19 protein-coding genes and 1 riboswitch are annotated in these 21187 nt (G+C 69.6%); all 19 genes read right to left on the bottom strand.

Annotated features, from left to right (window positions below):
* Nucleotides 1-14: 14 nt before the first annotated feature.
* The 19 genes from argH to AC6CHX_RS17425 all read right to left on the bottom strand — a co-directional run bounded on the left by argH (nt 15) and on the right by AC6CHX_RS17425 (nt 21184).
* The gene (gene argH, locus AC6CHX_RS17515) at nt 15-1445 is read right to left on the bottom strand and encodes an argininosuccinate lyase (RefSeq protein ID WP_498273842.1); all 1431 of its coding nucleotides are present in this window, start codon (nt 1443-1445) and stop codon (nt 15-17) included.
* On the bottom strand, nt 1445-2374 hold the full coding sequence (argF, locus tag AC6CHX_RS17510) for an ornithine carbamoyltransferase (protein WP_136041676.1): 930 nt from the start codon (nt 2372-2374) through the stop codon (nt 1445-1447). Before argF ends, argH begins: the two co-directional genes overlap by 1 nt.
* Nucleotides 2371-3576: an acetylornithine transaminase gene (locus AC6CHX_RS17505; RefSeq protein WP_498273841.1), complete on the bottom strand. Its 1206-nt coding sequence runs from the start codon at nt 3574-3576 to the stop codon at nt 2371-2373. The genes argF and AC6CHX_RS17505 overlap by 4 nt, the downstream gene beginning before the upstream one ends.
* A complete protein-coding gene (argB, locus tag AC6CHX_RS17500) occupies nt 3573-4490 on the bottom strand; it encodes an acetylglutamate kinase (protein WP_091030447.1) in 918 nt (305 codons plus the stop codon). Before argB ends, AC6CHX_RS17505 begins: the two co-directional genes overlap by 4 nt.
* On the bottom strand, nt 4487-5644 hold the full coding sequence (gene argJ / locus AC6CHX_RS17495) for a bifunctional glutamate N-acetyltransferase/amino-acid acetyltransferase ArgJ (RefSeq protein ID WP_452326929.1): 1158 nt from the start codon (nt 5642-5644) through the stop codon (nt 4487-4489). Before argJ ends, argB begins: the two co-directional genes overlap by 4 nt.
* Nucleotides 5641-6693 (bottom strand): N-acetyl-gamma-glutamyl-phosphate reductase, encoded by a 1053-nt coding sequence (gene argC, locus AC6CHX_RS17490; protein WP_498273840.1) that lies wholly within the window; start codon nt 6691-6693, stop codon nt 5641-5643. Before argC ends, argJ begins: the two co-directional genes overlap by 4 nt.
* Before the next feature lie 234 nt (nt 6694-6927).
* Nucleotides 6928-9078: a bifunctional hydroxymethylpyrimidine kinase/phosphomethylpyrimidine kinase gene (locus AC6CHX_RS17485; protein WP_498273839.1), complete on the bottom strand. Its 2151-nt coding sequence runs from the start codon at nt 9076-9078 to the stop codon at nt 6928-6930.
* Nucleotides 9075-9923, bottom strand: a complete 849-nt coding sequence (thiM, locus tag AC6CHX_RS17480; protein ID WP_498273838.1) for a hydroxyethylthiazole kinase — start codon at nt 9921-9923, stop codon at nt 9075-9077. The genes AC6CHX_RS17485 and thiM overlap by 4 nt, the downstream gene beginning before the upstream one ends.
* Nucleotides 9914-10007: riboswitch (TPP riboswitch) on the bottom strand. (Overlaps the previous gene by 10 nt.)
* 27 nt (nt 10008-10034) lie before the next feature.
* On the bottom strand, nt 10035-10997 hold the full coding sequence (locus tag AC6CHX_RS17475) for an NAD-dependent epimerase/dehydratase family protein (RefSeq protein WP_498273837.1): 963 nt from the start codon (nt 10995-10997) through the stop codon (nt 10035-10037).
* 60 nt (nt 10998-11057) lie between these two features.
* Entirely contained in the window at nt 11058-11372 is a 315-nt protein-coding gene (locus AC6CHX_RS17470; RefSeq protein ID WP_136041683.1) for a type II toxin-antitoxin system PemK/MazF family toxin, read from the bottom strand.
* Between the two features lie 2 nt (nt 11373-11374).
* A complete protein-coding gene (locus AC6CHX_RS17465) occupies nt 11375-11608 on the bottom strand; it encodes a YlcI/YnfO family protein (RefSeq protein ID WP_498273836.1) in 234 nt (77 codons plus the stop codon).
* Between the two features lie 52 nt (nt 11609-11660).
* Nucleotides 11661-14171, bottom strand: coding sequence for a phenylalanine--tRNA ligase subunit beta (pheT, locus tag AC6CHX_RS17460; RefSeq protein WP_498273835.1), 2511 nt, complete (start codon nt 14169-14171; stop codon nt 11661-11663).
* Nucleotides 14171-15211, bottom strand: a complete 1041-nt coding sequence (pheS, locus tag AC6CHX_RS17455; protein ID WP_376107873.1) for a phenylalanine--tRNA ligase subunit alpha — start codon at nt 15209-15211, stop codon at nt 14171-14173. The genes pheT and pheS overlap by 1 nt, the downstream gene beginning before the upstream one ends.
* Nucleotides 15212-15253: 42 nt before the next feature.
* Nucleotides 15254-16156: an amino acid ABC transporter permease gene (locus AC6CHX_RS17450; protein ID WP_498273834.1), complete on the bottom strand. Its 903-nt coding sequence runs from the start codon at nt 16154-16156 to the stop codon at nt 15254-15256.
* Complete coding sequence (locus AC6CHX_RS17445) at nt 16153-16800, bottom strand: amino acid ABC transporter permease (RefSeq protein WP_498273833.1); 648 nt, start codon at nt 16798-16800, stop codon at nt 16153-16155. Before AC6CHX_RS17445 ends, AC6CHX_RS17450 begins: the two co-directional genes overlap by 4 nt.
* Before the next feature lie 80 nt (nt 16801-16880).
* Nucleotides 16881-17795 carry a glutamate ABC transporter substrate-binding protein gene (locus AC6CHX_RS17440; RefSeq protein WP_498273832.1) on the bottom strand — a complete coding sequence of 305 codons (915 nt, stop codon included), beginning with the start codon at nt 17793-17795 and terminating at the stop codon, nt 16881-16883.
* A 50-nt stretch (nt 17796-17845) separates the two neighbouring features.
* Entirely contained in the window at nt 17846-18592 is a 747-nt protein-coding gene (locus tag AC6CHX_RS17435; RefSeq protein ID WP_376107961.1) for an amino acid ABC transporter ATP-binding protein, read from the bottom strand.
* Between the two features lie 256 nt (nt 18593-18848).
* Complete coding sequence (locus AC6CHX_RS17430; RefSeq protein ID WP_498273831.1) at nt 18849-19811, bottom strand: TAXI family TRAP transporter solute-binding subunit; 963 nt, start codon at nt 19809-19811, stop codon at nt 18849-18851.
* Nucleotides 19808-21184 carry a sensor histidine kinase gene (locus tag AC6CHX_RS17425; RefSeq protein ID WP_498273830.1) on the bottom strand — a complete coding sequence of 459 codons (1377 nt, stop codon included), beginning with the start codon at nt 21182-21184 and terminating at the stop codon, nt 19808-19810. Before AC6CHX_RS17425 ends, AC6CHX_RS17430 begins: the two co-directional genes overlap by 4 nt.
* Between the last annotated feature and the right edge of the window lie 3 nt (nt 21185-21187).

Raw genomic sequence — 21187 nt, 5'->3', positions numbered from 1 at the left:
CCGTCCGCGACCGACTACAAGCCGAGGGCGTGGGCGGCGGCCTGAGCGCGGGCGACGAGTTCCGCACGCTGCTCGGCGACCCGCACCGGGGCGGTCCCGCCGACGCCGGTCCGCGATGCGACCGACCCCTCGATCGTGAGGACCTCGCGCACCTCCGGCACCAGATGCGGCGAAACCGACAGCAGCAGCTCGTCGGACGCGTCTTCCAGCCCGATCCCCTGCTCCTCGCACGCGCGCACGAGAGCGCCCGAGATCTCATGGGCATCACGGAACGGCACCCGCCGCTTCACGAGCCACTCCGCGACATCGGTCGCGAGGGAGAAGCCCTGCGGTGCCAGCGCCGCCATCCGCTCGGTGTCGAAACGCAGCGTCGCGACCATGCCGGCAAACGCGGGGAGCACGACCTCGAGGGTCTGCACCGAGTCGAAGACGGGCTCCTTGTCCTCCTGCAGATCGCGGTTGTACGCGAGCGGCAGCCCCTTGAGCGTGGCCAGGAGGCCGGACAGGTTGCCGATGAGGCGGCCGGACTTGCCGCGGGCGAGCTCGGCGATGTCGGGGTTCTTCTTCTGCGGCATGATGCTCGACCCCGTCGAATAGCCGTCGTCGAGCGTGACGAAACCGAACTCGCGGGTGTTCCAGAGGATGATCTCCTCGGAGAGCCGCGAGAGGTCGACTCCGGTCATCGCCGTGATGAACGCGAACTCGGCCACCACATCGCGTGCGGCTGTGCCATCGAGCGAGTTCTCGGCGGGACGATCGAGGCCCAGCTCCGTCGCCACGAGTGCGGGGTCGAGGCCGAGCGTCGAGCCGGCCAGCGCTCCCCCGCCGTAGGGCGAGACACCGGCACGACGACGCCAGTCCACGAGGCGCTCGAGCTCGCGCACCAGCGGCCAGCCGTGCGCCTGCAGGTGGTGGGCGAGGAGCACGGGCTGCGCATGCTGCAGGTGCGTGCGTCCGGGGAGGATGGCGTCGGGGTGCGCCTCGGCCTGGGCGACCAGCGCGTCGATCACCCGCAGGATGTCGCGGGCGATCACCCGCGCGTGGTCGATCAGGTACATGCGCACCAGCGTCGCGATCTGGTCGTTGCGGCTGCGACCGGCACGCAGGCGACCACCCAGCTCCGGACCGAGCTCGGCGATCAGCGCCTGCTCGAGCGCGCCGTGCACGTCCTCATCGGTCGGCACAGGGCGCAGGGTGCCGTCGGCGACCTTGCGGGCCACGGCATCCAGCCCCTCGTGCATGCGTCGCGCCTCGTCGGGTTCGAGGTATCCGGCCGCCTCGAGCGCGGTGGCGTGCGCGTGGGAGCCGGCGATGTCGTACGGCGCGAGGATCCAGTCGAAGTGCGTCGAGCGGCTGAGCTCCACCAGCTCGGGCGACGGCCCGGTGGCGAAGCGGGCACCCCAGAGCGCGCCCTCGTTGGTGCCTTCGTGCGTCGACTCGCTCATCACGCGTCCTTCTTGCCGAGCAGCCAGACCAGGAGCGCCTTCTGCGCGTGCAGCCGGTTCTCGGCCTCGTCCCAGACCACGCTCTGCGGACCGTCGATCACGCTGGAGTCGACCTCGTAGCCGCGGTCGGCGGGGAGGCAGTGGATGAAGATCGCCTCGGGGTCGGCGAGGGTCATCGTCTCGGGAGTGACCTTGTAGCCGCCGAGATCGCGGATGCGCGCGAGCTTCTCCTCCTCCTTGCCCATCGAGACCCAGGTGTCGGTGACCACGACGTCGGCACCGGCCGCGGCCTCGACCGGATCGGTGTATAGCGTGATCGAACCGCCGGTCTCGGCGGCACGGCGGTCGGCGGCCTCGATCACATCCGCGCGGGGCGCGTAGTCCTCCGGAGAGGCGATCCGCACGTGCATGCCCGCCGTGACGCCGGCGAGCGCGTAGGAGTGCGCCATGTTGCTCTCTCCATCACCGAGGAATGTGAGCGTGAGCCCCTTCAGCTCGCCCTTGTGCTCGCGGATGGTCAGCAGATCGGCGAGCAGCTGGCACGGGTGGAAGTCGTCCGAGAGTGCGTTGATCACGGGGACGCGCGTGCCTGCCGCCATCTCCTCGAGCCCGGACTGCGCGTAGGTGCGCCACACGATGGCCGCGACCTGGCGCTCGAGCACCCGCGCGGTGTCGGAGGGCGTCTCCTTGCCGCCGAGCTGGCTGCTCGCGGTCGAGATGATGAGGGGGGAACCGCCGAGGTCGGCGATGCCCACCGCGAACGAGACGCGGGTGCGCGTGGAGGACTTGTCGAAGATCACCGCGACCGTCTGCGGACCCGCCAAGCTCTTGTCGGCCCACCGATCCTTCTTCAGCTCGATGGCGAGATCGAGGATCTCGGCCTGCTCGGCGGGCGTCAGGTCGTCGTCACGCAGCAGGTGGCGGGTCATGCGGATACCTTTCCGGCAACAGAGGCCTGGACGTCGGCGAGAGCGGCGGTGAACAGCTCGCGGAACTCGGCGAGCTCGGCGTCGCCGATCGTGAGAGCCGGTGCGATGCGCACGGTCTCGGGGTTGGCGGCGTTGACGATGAGCCCGCGCTCCTGCGCTGCGGCGACGACGGCACCGGCCACCGGCTCGGTCAGCGCGACACCGACCAGGAGGCCACGGCCGCGGACGCCGTCGATCAGCGGGGAGTCGATGCCGAGCAGGATCTCGCGCAGCTCCGCACCGCGGCGCGCAGCATTCTCCACCAGACCCGCACTCTCGATCTCGGTGAGCACCGCGTCGGCGACCGCAGTCGCGAGCGGGTTGCCGCCGAAGGTCGAGCCGTGCGACCCCGGGGTGAACAGCGCGCTGGCTGCACCGTAGGTGACCAGAGCGCCGATCGGGAAGCCGCCGCCGATGCCCTTCGCGAGCGTGATGGCGTCGGGGGTGATGCCCTCATGGCTGAAACCGAACCACGCGCCGGTACGACCGGCGCCGGTCTGGATCTCGTCCAGGATGAGCAGCGCACCGTGCGCGAGCGTCAGCGAGCGGGCGGCGGCCAGGTAGCCCTCTGGCAGCTCGACGACACCGGCCTCACCCTGAATCGGCTCCACGATGATCGCGCCGACACGGTCGTCCATCGCCGCCTCCAAAGCCTCGATCGTGGCGGGGATGTGCTCGACACCCGCGGGCATCGGCTCGAACGGCGCTCGCATCGACACCTTCGCGGTCAGCGCGAGCGACCCCATGGTGCGGCCGTGGAAGCCGTTCTCGAGCGCGAGGATGCGCGGACGCTCGGTGCCGCCGTGCAGACGCGCGAGCTTGAACGCGGCCTCGTTGGCCTCGGCACCCGAGTTCGAGAAGAACACCCGACCGTCGAGGCCGGCACCGGCCAAGCGCTTGAGGCGCGCGGCGAGGGCGAGCTGCGGTGGCGTCGCGAAGTAGTTCGACACGTGCGCGAGGGTGGCCGCCTGCCTCGAGACGGCTTCGACGAAGACCGGGTGCGCGTGCCCGAGGGAGGTCACCGCCACGCCGGCGAGGAAGTCGAGGTGACGTCGGCCGTCGGCGTCCCAGACGTGCGAGCCCTCACCGCGGACCAGCATCGCGAGCCGGTCCCCTGCGTTGAGCACGAGATCGCGTGCCGCGTCGTCCTGCCAGACGGTCATGCCGTCACCTCATTCTTTCCCAGGACCACTTCGGTCCCGATTCCCTTGCTGGTGAAAAGTTCGACGAGCACCGAATGCGGCACCCGCCCGTCGATGATCGCCGCCGCATCGACGCCGCCCTCGACCGCGTCCAGGCAGGCGCGCATCTTCGGGATCATCCCCGACTCGAGCTTCGGCAGCATCTCGATGAGGGCCTCCGAGGTCAGGTGCGAGACGAGCGAGTCGCGGTTGGGCCAGTCGGCGTAAAGGCCGGGCACATCGGTGAGGATCACGAGCTTGCGGGCGTTCAGCGACACCGCGAGAGCGGCGGCCGCGGCATCCGCGTTGACGTTGAGCGACTGACCCGGGTGGTCGAGGTCGGGGGCGATGCTCGACACGACCGGGATGCGGCCGGCCGCGAGGTGATCGAGCACGGGCGTCGGATCGACCTCCACGACGTCGCCGACGCGGCCGAGGTCGACCTCTTCGCCGTCGATCACGACGCCGCGGCGGCGGCCGCCGAAGAGCCCGGCATCCTCCCCGCTGAGGCCGGTCGCGATCGGACCGTGCGAGTTGATCTTGGTCACGAGCTGCGGGTTGACCTGACCGGTGAGCACCATCCGCACGACGCTGATCGCCTCGGTGTTGGTGACGCGGTAGCCGCCCTTGAACTCGCTGGGGATCTCGAGCCTCTGCAGCATGTTCGAGATCTGCGGACCGCCGCCGTGCACGACGACCGGCAGCACTCCGACGTAGCGGAGATAGGCGATGTCCTGAGCGAAGGCGTCCTGCAGCTCCTCCGACACCATCGCGTTGCCGCCGTATTTGATCACGACGATCTGGTCACGGAACTTCTTCAGCCACGGCAGCGACTCGATCAGCGTGGTGGCCTTCTGCGCGGCGACCTCGGCAGGAGTGTCCTGGATGTCGGTCATGAGGCGTACGCACTGTTCTCGTGCACGTAGTCGTGGGTGAGGTCGTTGGTGAGCACGGTGGCGGTCTGATCCCCGACCTTGAGGTCGATCACGAGGTGCGTGGCGCGCGGCGTCAGGTCGACCTCCTCACGCGGACGGTCGGGGCCACCCTCGGTGCAGACGCGCACGCCGTTCATCCAGACGTCGACGTCGTAGGGGTCGAACTGCGCGTTCGTGGTTCCGATCGCGGCGAGCACACGGCCCCAGTTCGGGTCGTTTCCGAAGATCGCGGCCTTGAAGAGGTTGTTGCGCGCGACCGACCGGCCGACCTCGACGGCGTCCTGCTCGGACACCGCATGCTGCACCTCGATGGTGATGTCGTGGCTCGCGCCCTCGGCATCGCCCTGCAGCTTCACCGCGAGTTCTTGCGACAGCTCGGTCAATGCGGCGGCGAAGTCGTCGAGGTCGGGGACGATCTCGGATGCGCCGTTGGCGAGCAGCGTGACCTGGTCGTTCGTCGACATGCAGCCGTCGGAGTCGAGCCGGTCGAAGGTCTGCCCCGTCGCGCGGCGCAGCACCTCGTCGGCCTGCAGCGGCTCGAGGACGGCGTCGGTCGTGATCACCACGAGCATGGTGGCGAGGCCGGGAGCGAGCATTCCCGCCCCCTTCGCCATGCCGCCGATCGTCCAGCCGTCGCGGCTGATCACGGCGGTCTTCGCCACGGTGTCGGTGGTCATGATCGCCTGCGCCGCGGCGTCGCCGCCGTCGGTGCTGAGTGCGGCGATCGCCTGCTCCGTGCCGGCGAGCACCCGCTGCCGGAACGTCTCGTCTCCGGTGCCGATGAGTCCGGTGGAGCAGATCAGCACGTCACCGGCGCTCACTCCGAGGAGCTCGGCGGCCTTCTCGGCGGTCTGGTGCGTGGTCTGGAACCCGAAGGCGCCGGTGAAGCAGTTCGCCCCGCCGGAGTTCAGCACCACGGCCTCGACGATGCGGTCGGCGACGGCCTGCTGCGACCAGATGATCGGGTTCGCCTTGGCGCGGTTGCTCGTGAAGACGGCGGCACCGACCTTGCGCGGGCCCCGGTTCACGACGACGGCGACATCGGGCTTGCCGGTGGACTTCAGGCCGGCGGCGACTCCGGCCGCCTCGAATCCTGCGGGGGCGGTGACGCTCACGGCGCGACTCCGTTCACTGAGAGGGCGCGGTTCTCGGGAAGACCCAGCGCGATGTTCATGGACTGGATGGCAGCGCCGGCGGTGCCCTTGACGAGGTTGTCGACGGCGGTGACCACCGTGACGCGGTTGGCGGCCCGATCGATCGCGAGGCCGATGAGCGCGGTGTTGGCGCCGAGCACGTCGGCCGTGCGCGGGAATCGTCCTTCCGGCAGCAGCTGCACGAACGTCTCGTCGCCGTACGCGCTCTGCCAGGCGTCGCGGATCTGCGCGTCGGTCGCGCCCTCGACGATGGGCGCGGTCGAGGTGGCGAGGATCCCCCGCGACATCGGCACGAGCACCGGGGTGAAGGAGATGCGGATGCCCGCGGCATCCGCCCCGGACGCCGCGGCGAGCGCCTGACGGATCTCGGGGATGTGCCGGTGGGTACCGCCGACCGCATAGGGGTTCGCGGTGCCGAGGATCTCGCTGCCGAGCAGATTCGTCTTCAGGCTCTTGCCTGCTCCGGACGGCCCGACGGCCAGCACCGAGACGATGTCGGAGGGGTCGATCACTCCGGCCGCGACGCCCGGGGCGAGGCTGAGACTCACCGTGGAGGCATTGCAGCCCGGGGCGGCGATGCGCGTCGCCCCGCGGAGGTGCTCGCGCTGCTTCACGCCGTCGACCAGGAGCTCGGGGACGCCGTACGCCCACGGTTCGTGGAAGGCACCACCGTAGAACGCATCCCAGGCCGATGCCGAGGTGAGGCGGTGATCGGCGCCCGCGTCGATGACGAGCGGCGCGTCGCCCAGCGCGTCGGTGTACTGCCCCGACTGCCCGTGGGGAAGCGCGAGGAACACGATGTCGTGACCCGCGAGGATCTCCGGCGTCGTGTCCTGCAGGGTCAGGTGCGCGAGCGAACGCAGATGCGGCTGATGGTCGACGAGAGGCTGTCCGGCGTTCGAATGCGCCGTGACGGTGCGGATCTCCATGTCGGGATGGTCGGCCAGGAGGCGTAGGATCTCGCCGCCTGCGTAGCCGGATGCGCCGGAGACGGCGACGGAATACGTCATGCTTCTACCTTAACGGTCGGGTCTTTCCTCGAAAGGAGGACCGGGGGCGGGGCCGGCGACACCGGCTCTCGACCGCCGCGCGGGCGCAGGCAGGAGGGCGGGGTCGCCTACAGTCGGCGGCCGCGGCGTCGGCGCACAGCGATGACGCTCGGAGCGAGCGTCGAAGAAGCGGTGGCGGCCGAAGGCATGTCGCGACAGTAGCGCGGCCTCGGCAGCCACCGCAAATCCGGCTCGTCATCGAGGGAGCGACGACTCCAGTGGTGCGGCGAAGAAGGCGAGCTCGTGCGCGCTCGACGACACGAAGGCGCGCCGCATCCTCGCCCTCGTGTCGGCATCCGCCGCCGCGGCTGCGGCGGTCACGTACTCGATCGCCGTCCGGGTCGCCCGCTCGAATGCGGGGTCGGCGTACGTCGCGAGCCACGAGGCGTACGGATGCTGCGGATCCGTCGCGTACTCGCCGAGCTCTCCCGCGTGCAGGCGCCGGCCGAGGTCCGTGTAGAGCCAGAAGCACGGGAGTACTGCGGCGACGATCTCGCCGTAGTCACCGCCGAATGCGACGGACCGCAGGTGATCGAGGTACCCCGTCGTCACCGCGGAAGGTTCCGCCGCGAATGTCGCCGCGCTCACCCCCTGTGACGGGGTCAGCCACGACGCGTGCAGTTCGAGTTCGCCGACGATCGAACCGTGGGCGGAGTCCGCCCAGAACGCCTGCTCCGCCGAGGTGGGCGCGAGACGGGCGGCTTCGGCCAGCACCCGGGCGTAGTCGCGCAGATACAGTGCGTCCTGCGCGAGATAGGACAGGAACGGCGTGCGCTCGAGAGAACCGTCGGCGAGCTTGCGGATGAACGGCAGCTCGTCGATCCCGGCACGGATGCCGGCGACTTCCCGCCACCACTCCGCGGCGATGTCGGTCGCCTCCGGTCGCGTCGCGATACCGCCACGTTCCCAGAGCCCGGCGAAGTGGCTGATCGGGCCGTGCCCACGTCCCACGCGCAGCCCGTCCCCTGCGCGGATGGACTCGCGGAGCCAGGCGCGTGCCTTGCGCACCGCCTCCTCGGGCTCACTCCCCCGGGCCAGCAGCGTGGCCAGCGCCGAGGAGAGCGAGCAGCCCGTGCCGTGCGTGCTCGCCGTCACGATGCGCGGTCCGGTGAACTCCTGGCGAAGGCCGCCACGCGCGTCGACCAGCGCGTCCGGAGCCTCGTCGCCCGTGAGGTGACCGCCCTTGACGAGCACGGCGGCACCGATCTCGGCCGACAGCTCCTCGGCGGCGAGGATGCCGTCGGCCCAGTCGACGATGTCCCGGCCGATCAGCACCGCGAGCTCGGCGAGATTCGGGGTGACCAGCGTCGCGCGGCCGAGCAGACCGCGCAGCTCCGCCTCGGCATCCGGAGAGAGGAGCCTGTCCCCCGAGGTGGCGACCATGACCGGGTCGAGCACGACGACGGGCGGACGCACCCGGTCGAGCCACTCGCCCACTGCGCGGATCACCTCCGTCTCGGCGAGCATCCCGATCTTCACCGCGTCGATCGCGATGTCGTCCGACACCGCGTCGAGCTGAGCGCGGAGAAAGTCCGCGGGCGGCACGTGCACCGCCCGGACACCCTGCGTGTTCTGCGCGGTCAGCGCGGTGAGGACGGCCATGCCGTATCCGCCGTTCGCAGCGATGGACTTGAGGTCGGCCTGGACTCCCGCCCCACCCGACGGGTCGCTCCCGGCGATGCTCAGCACCCGCGGAACGCTACCCGCGCGCCACCGTCGCCGGAACTCCACGGCGGTCGCTGCCGGATCCTCCGCCGCGCACAGCGCCGAGACCACGGCGAGGCCGGCGGCACCGGCATCGCGGAGGGCTTCGGTGTCATCGATGCCGACACCCCCGATCGCCACGCACGGGAGCGGACTGCGCGCCACGAAGTCGCGGAACCCTCCCACGCCGAGGGGCTCGGGATGATCCGGCTTCGTCGAGGTCGGGCGGATGACGCCGACGCCCAGGTAGTCGACGGTTCCCGCGGGCAGCGCGAGAACGGCATCGAGGTGCTCGGGGGTGTTCGCTGTGAGGCCGATCAGCGCATCCGGTCCGAGAGCCTTACGCGCGCGCAGCACCGACGCATCCCCTTGTCCCAGGTGCACGCCGTCGATGCGCGCACCACGGGCGCGGGCGGCGATCGCGGCATCCAGCCCGTCGTTCACGACGAGCAGTGCGCGGCCGTCGATGGCCTGCGACAGCGCGACGAGCTGGTCGACCGTCTCGGCGTCGGATGCGCTCTTGTCTCGAAGCTGCACGATGCGGACGCCCCCGTCCACAGCGCGGCGCACGGTCTCGACCACACCGCGGTCCCCGCAGAGCTCCGCATCTGTGACGAGGTAGAGGGAGAGATCGGCGTTCACAGCGCACCCGCCTCCACACGGGCGTCCGCGATCACGTCGGCGGGCCCCAGCGAGGCGAGTGCGTCCAGCAGTGCCACGGCGAAGCTGCCGGGACCGTTCGAGACCGCGGCCGCGCGCTCCGCAGCGATCGTGTAGACGAGGCTCGCGGAGGCGACGGCCGTGAGCGCGTCGTGTCCGGTGTTCCGCGCAGCACCGAGGAATGCGGCCATCACGGCCCCGAGAGCACAGCCTCCGCCGGTGACCCGGGTCAGCAGCTCGTGGCCGTTCGCCAGGAACAGCACCCGCTCACCATCGGTGAGGAGGTCGATCGGACCGGACACCGCGATCACGGCGCCCGTGTTTCGCGCGAGCGCAGCGGCTGCATCGGCGGCGGCATCCGTGCTGTCCGTCGCATCGACTCCGCGCCCACCCGCACTGAGGCCGGCGAGCGCGAGGATCTCGGAGGCATTGCCGCGGATCGCCGTCGGTCGAAGTTCGGCCAGCCGGTGCGCCAGGGCGGTACGGATCGGAAGGGCCCCGATGGCGACCGGATCGAGCACCCAGGGAGTGCCGGATGCCGCAGCTCCGGCCACGGCCTCGAGACTCGCCGCGCGCTGCTCCGGGGTCGGCGTGCCCAGGTTGATCAGCACACCGGAGGCGACGCCGGCGAACATCTCGGCTTCCCCGACGATGTCGACCATGGCCGGGGCGGCACCCAGGGCGAGCAGCACGTTGGCGGTGAACCCGGTGACGACGTTGTTGGTGATGCAGTGCGTCAGCGGGGGCGTCTCGCGCAGCACCCCCCACAGCGCCGCGGCGGCACCGGGCAGATCGGTGGTGGAATCAGGACGCAGAAAATCGCTCATCGCGACATCCCTTCGCTAGTACGAACTAGATCAGGTTCGACGGGTCTGTTCTCAGCCGCGGATGCGGCACCCCGTGTCACTGCTCAGAGTCTAGCGATCGGCTAGAAGCGTCTATCGATCGGCCAGGAGGGCCCGCTCCTCCGCTCGGGTGAGTCCAGCACGACGGTCGCGGTCGACTCCGCGCTCTCGCTCATCGGCGACGACCGACCGGATGGTGTCGTTCAGCGGCCGCAGCCGTCCACCCGCATCGCGGTAGGCGGTATTCGACCGGGTCATGAAGCCCGTCATCTCCGGCGGGAGCCACAGCGGCAGGGATCTCGGCCCCGCCCAGTACCCGACCTCGTGTTCGACGAGCCACTCCTCCTCGGCGACCACGATCTCGCCGGTGTGCCCCGCGGCCGACCGGACAGCCTGCAGCACGTCGCCGAGGGGATGCTCGTCCCCGATCGCGTTGACCGGCCCGCTCACGGTGGCGGTGGCGATGAAGTCGGCGAGATCGTCCACATCGATCACCTGCGCGCTCCGCCCGTCGAGCGGCGGCAGCAGCACCGGCTCCGCACCCGCCCGCGCGAACGCCGCTGCCCAGTAGCCGAATCGATCACTGGGATCGCCGTCGCCGACGATGAGCCCCGGCCGCACGATGAGCGCGCGATCGCCCAGGGCGCCCACGGCATCCTCGGCCGCCGCCTTCTGCGGTCCGTACTCGTACTCGTCGCCGGGGCGAGCGGGCGGATGCCGCGGTGCCGACTCGTCGGCAGCGATCGTCTCGTCGTCGGAGTACACCGACATGGATGACACGTAGGTCCACCGTGCGGCACGCTCGCCGAGGGCCCCGACGGCGGCCTCGACCTGTGATGCCTGCGACGAGATGTCGACCACGTGGTCCCACTCCCGGCCCGCGAGCCGGTCGTACACCTCGGGATCGTCGCGGTCTCCGCGCACGAGCACGGCACCGTCCGGCGCGGGGCGCCCACCGCGAGCGAGACACGTTACCGTCGCTCCCGCGTCCAGCCATCGGCGGGCGATGCGCCAGGAGAGCCAGCCCGTTCCACCGAGGATCAGCACGTGCGTCATGGACCCATGTCACCAGGATCTTGCGTCGGACGGAAGGCCTCTCCGCTCAGCGCAGGGCGATCATCCCTGGAGGGGCAGATCGAGGTCGAAAGCGAGCATCACAGCGGTCGCGAGCTGCACCTCCTGCTTCTCGGAGAGGTACCCGATCGTGCGTCCCAGGGCAGAGACGGGGATCGTGATCAGGTTGTCGATCGACACCGCGCACTCGTGGTCGAGACCATTGGTCGGCCCGACCGGAACTTCGCTGCTCAAACCTTTCATCGTGGAGGTGATCGGCGCCACCGTCACCTTCGTCATCGCCGGGCGGGCGGCATCTCTCGTGAGGATCACCACTGGGCGGGTCTTGTCGAGCCGCGCCAGACAGATCTCGCGCACCGTCAGCGCTCGATCACGATGTGACCGCCGGTCCAGTCCACGAGCGAATCGAGATCGTCGCCCGCCCCCTGCGTATTCAGTATCTCTGCGTCGTGCTCGGCTGCCCTCCGACGGAGTTCGCGGGCGATCGCGACGGAGACCAGAGCCGTCCGGCTGGGAGCGGCACCGGCGGAGACCAGAGCATCGAGCGCTGCGACCATCTCGTCGGAAAGTCTGAGGGCGATCTGCGTGCTCATGCGGCCACTCTACTCCGAGTGCATCCCGTTCTGGTATGCACTCGGAGGAGGATCAGTCGCGCAGCGCGGCTCCGAAGCGCTGGGCTGCGACCTTGACGCCGGCGAGCTTGGCCGCCGTGGCCTCGGCTGCCGTGAGTGTGCGGTCGCCGGAGCGGAAACGCAGCGCGAACGTCAGACTCTTCGAGCCCTCCGGCACGCCTTCGCCGCGATAGTCGTCCACCAGGCGCACCGATTCGAGCAGCGCGCCCGCGCCCTCGGCGAGTGCGGCCTGAACGTCGGCGGCCGGCACCTCCGCCGGCAGCGTCAGCGAGACGTCCTGCGTGGCAGCGGGGAACGTCGACAGGGACGCCGCGACGACCCGGCCACCCGCGAGCGTCAGGAGGCGATCGAGGTCGAGTTCGAACACGGTCGCGCGCCCGGGGAGATCGGCTCCCTCGGCCACGGCGGGGTGCAGCTCGCCGACGTAGCCGACCTCTTCGCCCGCGACACGCAGCGACCCGGTACGACCCGGGTGCAGGGCGGCGCGCTCCGCCTGCACGACATCGATCTCGACACCGGCGGCGGCCGCGATCACCCGCACGGCGTCCAGCGCCTCGACGAGTCCGGCGGCCTCGGCCGGACGGCCGGGCTGCCGCGGTGCGACATGACCCGTCAGCAGCGCCGAGACGAACCTGTGCTGCGGCGGGATCGAGGCGTTCAGCGCCGCGAGCGTCTCATCGGAGGGGCGCTCCCCCAACGGCGGCACCTCGTCCGTGCCGTATTCGACGCCCGGCTCGGGAAGGAACACGGCGCCCGTCTCGAAGATCGCCAGGTCGGTGAGTCCGCGCGAGATGTTGCGGTGCGCGGTCTGCAGCAGACCGGGGATGAGCGAGCGGCGCAGGAACGGCGCCTGCCCGTCGAGCGGGTTCGCCAGGCGGATGCTCGGCAGGTGCTCTCCCGAGGCGGAGCCGTGGAGGTCGTTCTGCGCCTCGGTGGTGAACGGGAACGACGGCGTCTCGACCAGGCCGGCAGCGGCGAGAGCGTCGGCCACGCGGCGACGGCCCTGCTGGTGCGCGGTGAGCCCGCGGCCGGACGGCGGCGTCGGCAGCACCGAGGGGATGCGGTCGAGACCGTGGATGCGGGCGACCTCCTCGGCCAGCGTCCACTTGTCGGTGAGGTCGGGGCGCCAGGTCGGCGGGATGACGGTCCAGCCGGAGCCGTCTTCCGCCGCGGTGACGTCCGCGCCGATCGTGGTCAGCGCACCGGTGATCTCGTCGTCGGTGTAGTCGACGCCGATGAGTCCCTGCACGAAGCCGGCGGGCAGCTCGATGTCTGCGACGAAGACCTCGGCGAACAGCGCACCGCCCTCTTCCGTGAGCGTGCCTCCGGCGAGCTCGACCATCAGGTCGGCAGCCCGGCGCGCGGCGACGAACGGGATGAGCGGGTCGACACCGCGCTCGAAGCGCTTGGATGCCTCGCTCGGGAGCTTGTGCCGACGCGCCGTGCGGGCGATCGTGATCGGGTCGAAGTTCGCGGCCTCGATGAGCACGTTGCGAGTGGTGTCGCTCATCTCCGTGGTGCCGCCGCCCATGACGCCGGCGAGGCCGATCGGGCCGGACCCGTCGGTGATGAGGAGGTCTTCGACGTGCAGCGAGCGCTCGACGCCGTCGAGGGTGGTCATCTTCTCGCCCGGGGTGGCGCGGCGGACAGTGATTCCCCCCGTCAGCTTGTCGAGGTCGTAACCGTGCAGCGGCTGACCCAGCTCGAGCATCACGTAGTTGGTGATGTCGATCAGGACGCCCAGCGAGCGCATCCCCGCGAGGCTGAGCCGCGCGATCATCCAGGGCGGAGTCGGGCGCGAGGGATCGACATCCCGCACGACGCGGGTCACGAACTCGCTCGCGCCGACGCGTCCCCGCACGGGGGCGACGTCGTCGACCACGGTCGTGTGTCCGGTTCCCGGCTGGAGCTCGGCGAAGTCACGCTCGGCGGGGTCACGGAATTCCGCCCCCGTGGCGTGTGCGTACTCACGGGCGACGCCGCGCAGGGAGAACGCGTAGCCGCGGTCGGGGGTGACGTTGATCTCCACCGCGACGTCGTCGAGGCCGAGCAGCGCGATCGCGTCGGTGCCGACCGGCGCATCGATGCCGAGGTCGGAGAGCACGATGATGCCGTTGTGCTCGTCACCCAGGCCCAGTTCGCGCGCCGAGGCGATCATGCCGTCGGAGACGTGACCGTAGGTCTTGCGGGCAGCGATCGGGAACGGCCCCGGCAGCACGGCGCCCGGCAGCGTCACGACGACCTTGTCGCCGGCGACGAAGTTGTGCGCGCCGCAGACGATCCCGCGGATGCCACCGTTCGCCTCGCCCACATCGACCTGGCACCAGTTGATCGTCTTGCCGTTGGACTGCGGCTCGGCCTCGATCGAGACGACCTGCCCGACGACGACGGGACCCGAGATCTCGAAGCGGTGCACGTCCTCTTCTTCGAAGCCGACGGTCACCAGCGCCGCGAGGACATCCTCGGGCGTGGCATCCGCTGCCAGATCGACGTACTCACGCAACCACGAAAGCGGGACGCGCATCACACCACCATCCCGAACTGCTCGCTGAAACGGACATCGCCCTCGGCCATGTCGCGCATGTCCTGCACATCGCTGCGGAACATCAGGCCCCGCTCGATGCCCATGCCGAACGCGAAGCCGCTGTACACCTCGGGGTCGATCCCGGCGGCGCGCAGCACGTTCGGGTTGACCATGCCGCACCCGCCCCACTCGATCCAGCGCGCGCCGCCCTTGAAGGTCGGGTGCCACAGGTCGAGCTCGGCGGAGGGCTCGGTGAACGGGAAGTAGTTGGTGCGGAAGCGGGTCTCGGCCTCGGGACCGAACAGCTGCTTCGCGAAGTGGTCGAGCGTGCCCTTGAGGTGCGCCATCGTGATGCCCTTGTCGATGACGAGTCCCTCGAACTGCGTGAACACCGGCAGGTGCGTGGCGTCGAATTCATCGGTGCGGTACACCCGCCCCGGGCACAGCACATAGATCGGCACCTCGCGGTCGAGCATCGAGCGCACCTGCACCGGGCTCGTGTGCGTGCGCATCACCAGGTGACGCGAGGTCGGGTCGACGTAGAAGGTGTCCTGCTCCTGACGTGCCGGGTGGTCGACGTCGAAGTTCAGGGCGTCGAAGTTGAACCACTCGTGCTCGAGCTCCGGTCCCTCCGCGATCTCCCATCCCATGCCGACGAAGATGTCGCAGACCTGGTCCTGGAGGAGCGTGAGCGGGTGCCGGGCGCCGACCCGCGTGCGCGAGGGCACAGCGGTGATGTCGACACGCTCGGCCTCGAGACGCGCAGCCACCTCAGCGGCGGCCAGCTCTGCCTCCTTGGCCGCGAGCGCCTGCGTCACCTGCCCGCGTCCCTGGCCCACGAGCTTGCCGAATGCGGCCTTGTTCTCGGGGGCGACCTGGCGCATCGAGGCGTTCAGGACCGCGAGCGGCGAACCCTCCGCGACGTGTGCGGCACGAGCCGCCTTCAGCTCGGCGGTGTCGGCGGCTGCGGCGATCGCCGCGAGGGCGTCGGCGACAGCGGCTTCGACCGCTTCCGGGGTGATTTCAGGAGACTCTGACACGAGAATCGAGTCTACCGGGGGCGCGTGGGTCCCTTTCGCGACTCAGCGCGTCGGCTCGGCGCCGTCCCCCTGCAGCACGATGAGCGAGGTGTTGGTCTCCCCGCCGTGCTGACGGGGATCGGGCTCTGCGGGCCCTGCCTTCGGCGAGCGCTTGGCACGACGCTGCAGGCGGTAGGCGACGTAGGAGAGCACGAGACACACGGCCACGTACATCGATCCGCCGATGATCGCGGCAGGGATCAGCGGGGAGCCGTAGGGCGCTTGGTTGCCGATCTGGTTGATGACGTAGAGCAGCTCCTGGTAGGTGATGATGAACCCGAGCGCGGTGTCCTTCAGGGCGACGACGAGCTGCGCGATGATCACGGGCATCATGGCCCGCACGGCCTGCGGGATGAGGATGAAGTACATCACCCCGGTCTTGCGCAGTCCGATCGCATATCCGGCTTCCGCCTGCCCGCGGGGCAGCGACTCGATGCCGGCCCTGAGCACCTCCGCGAGCACCGAGCCGTTGTAGACGATGAGCGCGATGACGACCGCCCAGTACGGCGGCATCTTCACGCCGATCACGGGAAGGCCGTAGTACAGCAGCATCATGAGCACGAGGACGGGCACGGCCCGGAGCACCTCGATGATCCACCGGACCGGCTCACGCACCCAGGCGTGCTCCGAGAGGCGACCGATGCCAAGCACGAAGCCGAGGATGATCGAGCCGACTCCCGCGGCGCCGAAGGCGGCCAGCGTGGCCAGCAGACCTTCGCCGAAACGGACCCAGACGGCGGAGAAAGTGAAGATGTTCCATTTCTCGGCGGTGAACTGTCCGGTGGCGAACAGCCGCCATACGACCCAGCCGAGCACGGCGAGGACGACGACGACCGTCGCGACTCCGATGAGTCGGTTGCGGGCGACGGCTCGAGGGCCGGGGACGTCGAACAGGACGGAACTCATCGCGCGATCCTCCACTTGTTCTCGAGCGCGCGCTGCACCCAGGCGAGCAGCAGCACCAGCACCACGAAGATGACCATGACCCACAGCAGGACGACGAGGGCGTTCTCGCCGCGCTCACTGAGTGAGGCGCGGATGGTGCCGAGGTTGACGACGGAGAAGCCCGCGGCGACCGTGGTGTTCTTCATGAGGGCGATGAGGACGCTCATCATCGGGGGGACCACCGAGCGCGTGGCCTGCGGCAGGATGACGTAGCGCATGACCTGACCGAAGTTGAGACCGATCGCCCTCGCCGCCTCGGCCTGCCCGACCGGCACCGTGTTGATGCCGGCCCGCAGCGCCTCGGCGACGTAGGTCGCGGTGTAGAGACCGAGCGCGATGACGGCGAGCAGCAGGGCGTTCACCCGCTCGCCCAGCAGGATCGGCAGGCAGAACGCGAAGAAGAACATCACGAGGGTGAGCGGGGTGTTGCGGATCCAGTTCACGTAGATGCCGCCGACCGCCCGGGCGATCGGCACCGGGGACACCCGTGCCGCTCCCACGATCAGTCCGAGCACCAGGGCGATGAGGCCTCCGCCCAGGAACAGCACGATCGTTCCCCACAGTGCTTCACCCCAGAGATCGAGGTGGTCGCTGATGACTCCCACGGCTGCTCCTGTCGATTCGTGTTCTCGCGATGACCCTGCTGATGGAGGGGGCGGCCGATGGTGTCGGCCGCCCCCTGCGATCAACCGATCGGGTCGACCTCGGGCTGTTCGGCCTCGACGCCGGAGGCACCGAGGTTGTTGTCGAAGATCTGCTGCCAGATGTCGCCACCGTCGGTCAGCTGGGTGTTGAAGTACTCGGCCAGCGCGTCATCGTCCTTGGCGAGGCCGATGCCGTAGCGCTCCTCGCTGAACGGCTCGCCGACGACCTTGAGCTGCTCCGGGGCCTGCGCCGCGTAGCCGATGAGGATCGCCTCGTCGGTGGTGACGGCATCCACCTGCCCGCTCTTGAGGTCCTCGACGCACTTCGAGTACGTGTCGTACTCCTTGGTCGGGACCTCCGGGTAGTTCTCCTTGATGTTCTGGATCGGCGTCGAGCCGGTCGCCGAGCAGACCGTCGTCGCGTCGCTCAGGTCGTCCACGCTCTCGATGTCGCTGTCGGCACCGACGAGGAGGCCCTGTCCGGTCAGGAAGTACGGGCCGGCGAAGGAGATCTGCTCCTTGCGCTTGTCGGTGATCGAGTATGTGCCGACGTAGTAGTCGATGTCGCCGTTCACGATCGCCTGCTCGCGGTTTGCCGAGGCGATCGCCTGGAACTCGATCTTCTCCGGGTCGACCCCGAGGGAAGCCGCCATCCAGCGGGCGATGTCGACGTCGAAACCGGTGCGGTCGCCGGTGACCGGGTCGAGGTAGCCGAGGCCCGGCTGGTCTTCCTTCACGCCGACCTTGATGGTGCCGGAGGACGAGATCCGATCGAACGTCGGGCTCCCGTCGATGCTGACATCCTCGAGGACCGTCCAGGGTGTGCTGGAGGTCTCCTCCTCGCCGCCGTCTTCCGGGGCTCCCGAGCTCGACGGCGTGCCGCTGTTGCAGGCCGTGAGCGCGAGCAGTGCCACCGCTGCGATTCCGATGCCTGCCAGTGTCCGTGTGCGTCGCATGTGCGTCTCCTTCGTGTGCTGTGTGTGCAGGGTCTGTGTGGTCGGGTGCGTCAGTGCGTCAGGAGCTTCGACAGGAAGTCCTTGGCACGGTCGCTCTTAGGGTTCGTGAAGAACTCCTCGGGAGTCGCCTCCTCCACGATCCGCCCGTCGGCCATGAAGACCACCCGGTCGGCCGCCTTCCGGGCGAAGCCCATCTCGTGCGTGACGACGATCATGGTCATGCCCTCGTGGGCCAGCTCGACCATCACGTCGAGGACCTCGTTGATCATCTCGGGGTCGAGCGCGCTGGTCGGCTCGTCGAAGAGCATGACCTTGGGCTGCATCGCGAGCGCCCGGGCGATCGCCACACGCTGCTGCTGGCCGCCGGAGAGCTGGGCGGGGAGCTTCGATGCCTGCTGCGCGACGCCGACGCGCTTGAGCAGCATCATCGCCTCGGCCTCGGCATCCGCCTTCTTGAGGCCACGGACCTTGATCGGTCCCAGGGTCACGTTCTCGAGGATCGTGAGGTGCGCGAACAGGTTGAAGGACTGGAACACCATGCCGACATCTGCGCGGAGGTGGGCGAGGCCCTTGCCCTCGGCGGGCAGTTCCTTGCCGTCGATGCGGATGGTGCCGCTGGTGATCGTCTCGAGTCGGTTGATCGTGCGACACAGGGTCGACTTGCCGGAGCCGGACGGGCCGATCACGACGACGACCTCCCCCGAGTTGACCGTGAGGTCGATGTCGGCGAGAGCTTGGAAATCTCCGTAGTGCTTCTGGACGTTCTCGACCACGACGAGGGGTGTATCAGAGGTCATCATTTCTCCAAACTAGCCACGTCGGACGCGGGTCTCCAGGCGCCTCGGTGAGATTTACACGTTCGTAATCACCTGATCGCGGTACCAATGCTGCTCTGCATGGGTACCCCACGGCCCGCCCCCACGGGCCGCGGGACCGTCCTGCCACCTCGCCCCCCAACGACAGCTGAGCAGCAGGATCCGATCGTGCGCGATCGACCTCACATTGGCAGAGCCACGGGCCCGGTGTCAGACTTCTTGAGGATTTCTTGAGAAGTCAGCCGCGCAGGTCCCGGTAATAGTCGACCGCACCCGGATGCAGCGGGACGGGCCCCGTGAAGATCGCCGATCGGCGATCCAGCAGAGCGGCGGCCGGAACCTCCCCCGCTATCCGCAGACGGGCATCGAAGAGTCCGGTCAGGATGTCGCGCACGATCCCGCGCGGGGTCGACGACGCGGTGACGAGGTAGTTCGGGACGGCCATCGTCGGCGCCGAGGCCGCGATGCCGTAGGTGCCGGCCGGGACATCAGCGGGACGATACGCGTCCGAGTAGCGGTCGTTCACCTCGTTCACCCAGTCCTGCTCGATCGGGAGCAGGCGCACGGCTGTCGTCTGCGAGAGGGCGGCGATTCCCGGCGTCGGCAGCCCACCCACCCAGAAGAACCCGTCGATCTCGCCGCGCTCCATCGCCGCGATCGACTCGCCGAGATCGAGCTGAGGATCCTGAAGAGATCCGACGTCGACGCCCGCGGCATCCAAAACCCGTGCGGAGATCACGTTCACTCCTGAGTTCTCCGCGCCGAGGGAGACCGTCCGCCCCGCAAGATCCGGGAGGCTCGTCACATCGGAGTCGCCGCGCACCACGACCTGCACGTACTCGTCGTAGAGACGCGCCAGAGCCCGCACTTCGAGGGGCGCGTCGAAGGCACCGGTTCCCGCCACGGCATCGGCTGCTGCGTCACCCTGCGCGAACCCGATCAGGGCTTCGCCGGAGTCCACGCGCAGCAGATTGTCCACGGATCCGGCCGTCTCCTGCCCGACGACACGGATGTCCAGGTCCGCAGAGAGCTCGTCGGCGAGATGGCTGCCGTACTCGTAGTAGACACCCGTGGAACCGCCGGCCGCGATCGCATACTCCGCGTCGGTCCACTCGCTCGCACGCTGACTGCAGGCGACGAGCGTCCCGAGGAGCACGAGCGAGAGGATTCCCGCCACCATCCGTCGCACCGCGGCCGTCATGGGGTCGTCCTGTCGGGAAGCAGCAGCACGACCTCGAGGCCGCCGCCCTCGGCCGCAGCCACCGTCAGCTCGCCGCCGACCGTCGCCAGCAGGTCGGTCGCGATCGCGAGCCCGAGTCCGGTGCCCGGCGTGTCCTCGCTCTCGGCACTCCGCCAGAATCTGTCCGTCGCAGCCGCAGCCTGCTCGGCGGTCAGCCCAGGACCATGATCGCGGACCGTGATCCGGCAGACGCCTCCCTCGCGACGCGCCCCGACGTCGATGCCGGCGCCATCCGGCGAGAACTTCACGGCATTGTCGATCACGGCGTCCAGCGCGCTCTCCACGACCGTCCGGTCGGTCACGCTCATCACCGTCCGCTCACCCGTCGAGCGCAGGGCGATCCCGCGCCGTTCCGCGACGTCACGCCAGGCATCGAGTCGGCGCGCGGACAGCGTCGCGAGGTCGACCGCGGAGATCGTGGAGTCCACACGTCCGCCCCGTGCGAGGCCGAGCAGCGTCTCGAGGATCCTCGTCATCCGACGGCCTTCCTCCCTCGTCTCCTCCACATCATCGCGCCACTCCCGTCCGAGCCCGGTCGCGAGGTGCTCCACGCGCAGGAGCAGAGCGTTGAGCGGGTTGCGCAACTCATGCGAGGCGTTGAGCGCGAACTCCTGCTGGCGCGTCATGACGCGCTCGATCTGATCGGCCATGCCGTTGAAGACCCGCGCCATGCGGCGGAGTTCCGGTGGCCCGGCGTCTTCGGCGACACGCGCGTCCATCTCGCCGCGCTCGATGGCCACCATCGCCTCGTCGAGTCGTCTGACGGGAGAAAGGACCCACCGGGCGAGACGGAAGACGAGCAGCACACCCAGGGCGATCAGCACCAGCGCGATGGCGGAGATGACCAGCAGCTGCTGCATGATCGCGGCCCGCGGGGCATCGGCATCTCCGGCGACCAGCACCGCACCGATCACGTCGCCATCGTCGAACACCGGCTCCGCCAGCGCGGCATCCGCCACCGTCCAGGGGAACACGGCTGCGGGTTGCTCGGCGCGTCGCCCCGAGAGGGCCAGCCGCACCCGTTCCGCGTCGTCCTCCGCGAGCACGGCCGAGCCGGACTCCCCCGCAGCCCACGGCGCACCTCCGAGATCGAACACCGTCACCCCGATCCCGTACACCTCCTGAAAGCGGTCGACCTCGGCGTCGATCACCGCCGAGCTGCCGGAACGCAGCGACTGACGCGCGCTCGTGACGAAGTAGCCGAGGTCGCCGAGCTGTTGGGCGTAGAAGGACTGCTGCACGCTCTGTGCCGCACTCCATCCGGCTGCACCGCCCAGCGCGACCAGGATAGCCACGAGCGGTACGAGGAAGACGATGACGAGACGCCGACGCATGGC

Source organism: Microbacterium sp. GQ128, assembly GCF_059758615.1.
The sequence above is the reverse complement of the archived record's forward strand: the minus strand, read 5'-3'. Positions and strand labels throughout refer to the sequence as shown.

Bases quoted from the DNA above. Each gene is read 5' to 3' on its own strand.
- AC6CHX_RS17465 (WP_498273836.1), bottom strand. From the start codon at position 11,608: ATGAGCACGCAGATCGCCCTCAGACTTTCCGACGAGATGGTCGCAGCG.
- argC (WP_498273840.1), bottom strand. From the start codon at position 6,693: ATGACGTATTCCGTCGCCGTCTCCGGCGCATCCGGCTACGCAGGCGGC.
- AC6CHX_RS17450 (WP_498273834.1), bottom strand. From the start codon at position 16,156: ATGAGTTCCGTCCTGTTCGACGTCCCCGGCCCTCGAGCCGTCGCCCGC.
- AC6CHX_RS17430 (WP_498273831.1), bottom strand. From the start codon at position 19,811: ATGACGGCCGCGGTGCGACGGATGGTGGCGGGAATCCTCTCGCTCGTG.
- argF (WP_136041676.1), bottom strand. From the start codon at position 2,374: ATGACCCGCCACCTGCTGCGTGACGACGACCTGACGCCCGCCGAGCAG.
- argH (WP_498273842.1), bottom strand. From the start codon at position 1,445: ATGAGCGAGTCGACGCACGAAGGCACCAACGAGGGCGCGCTCTGGGGT.
- AC6CHX_RS17435 (WP_376107961.1), bottom strand. From the start codon at position 18,592: ATGACCTCTGATACACCCCTCGTCGTGGTCGAGAACGTCCAGAAGCAC.
- AC6CHX_RS17475 (WP_498273837.1), bottom strand. From the start codon at position 10,997: ATGACGCACGTGCTGATCCTCGGTGGAACGGGCTGGCTCTCCTGGCGC.
- pheT (WP_498273835.1), bottom strand. From the start codon at position 14,171: ATGCGCGTCCCGCTTTCGTGGTTGCGTGAGTACGTCGATCTGGCAGCG.
- thiM (WP_498273838.1), bottom strand. From the start codon at position 9,923: ATGAGCGATTTTCTGCGTCCTGATTCCACCACCGATCTGCCCGGTGCC.
- argB (WP_091030447.1), bottom strand. From the start codon at position 4,490: ATGACCGACATCCAGGACACTCCTGCCGAGGTCGCCGCGCAGAAGGCC.
- AC6CHX_RS17440 (WP_498273832.1), bottom strand. From the start codon at position 17,795: ATGCGACGCACACGGACACTGGCAGGCATCGGAATCGCAGCGGTGGCA.
- AC6CHX_RS17425 (WP_498273830.1), bottom strand. From the start codon at position 21,184: ATGCGTCGGCGTCTCGTCATCGTCTTCCTCGTACCGCTCGTGGCTATC.
- AC6CHX_RS17505 (WP_498273841.1), bottom strand. From the start codon at position 3,576: ATGACCGTCTGGCAGGACGACGCGGCACGCGATCTCGTGCTCAACGCA.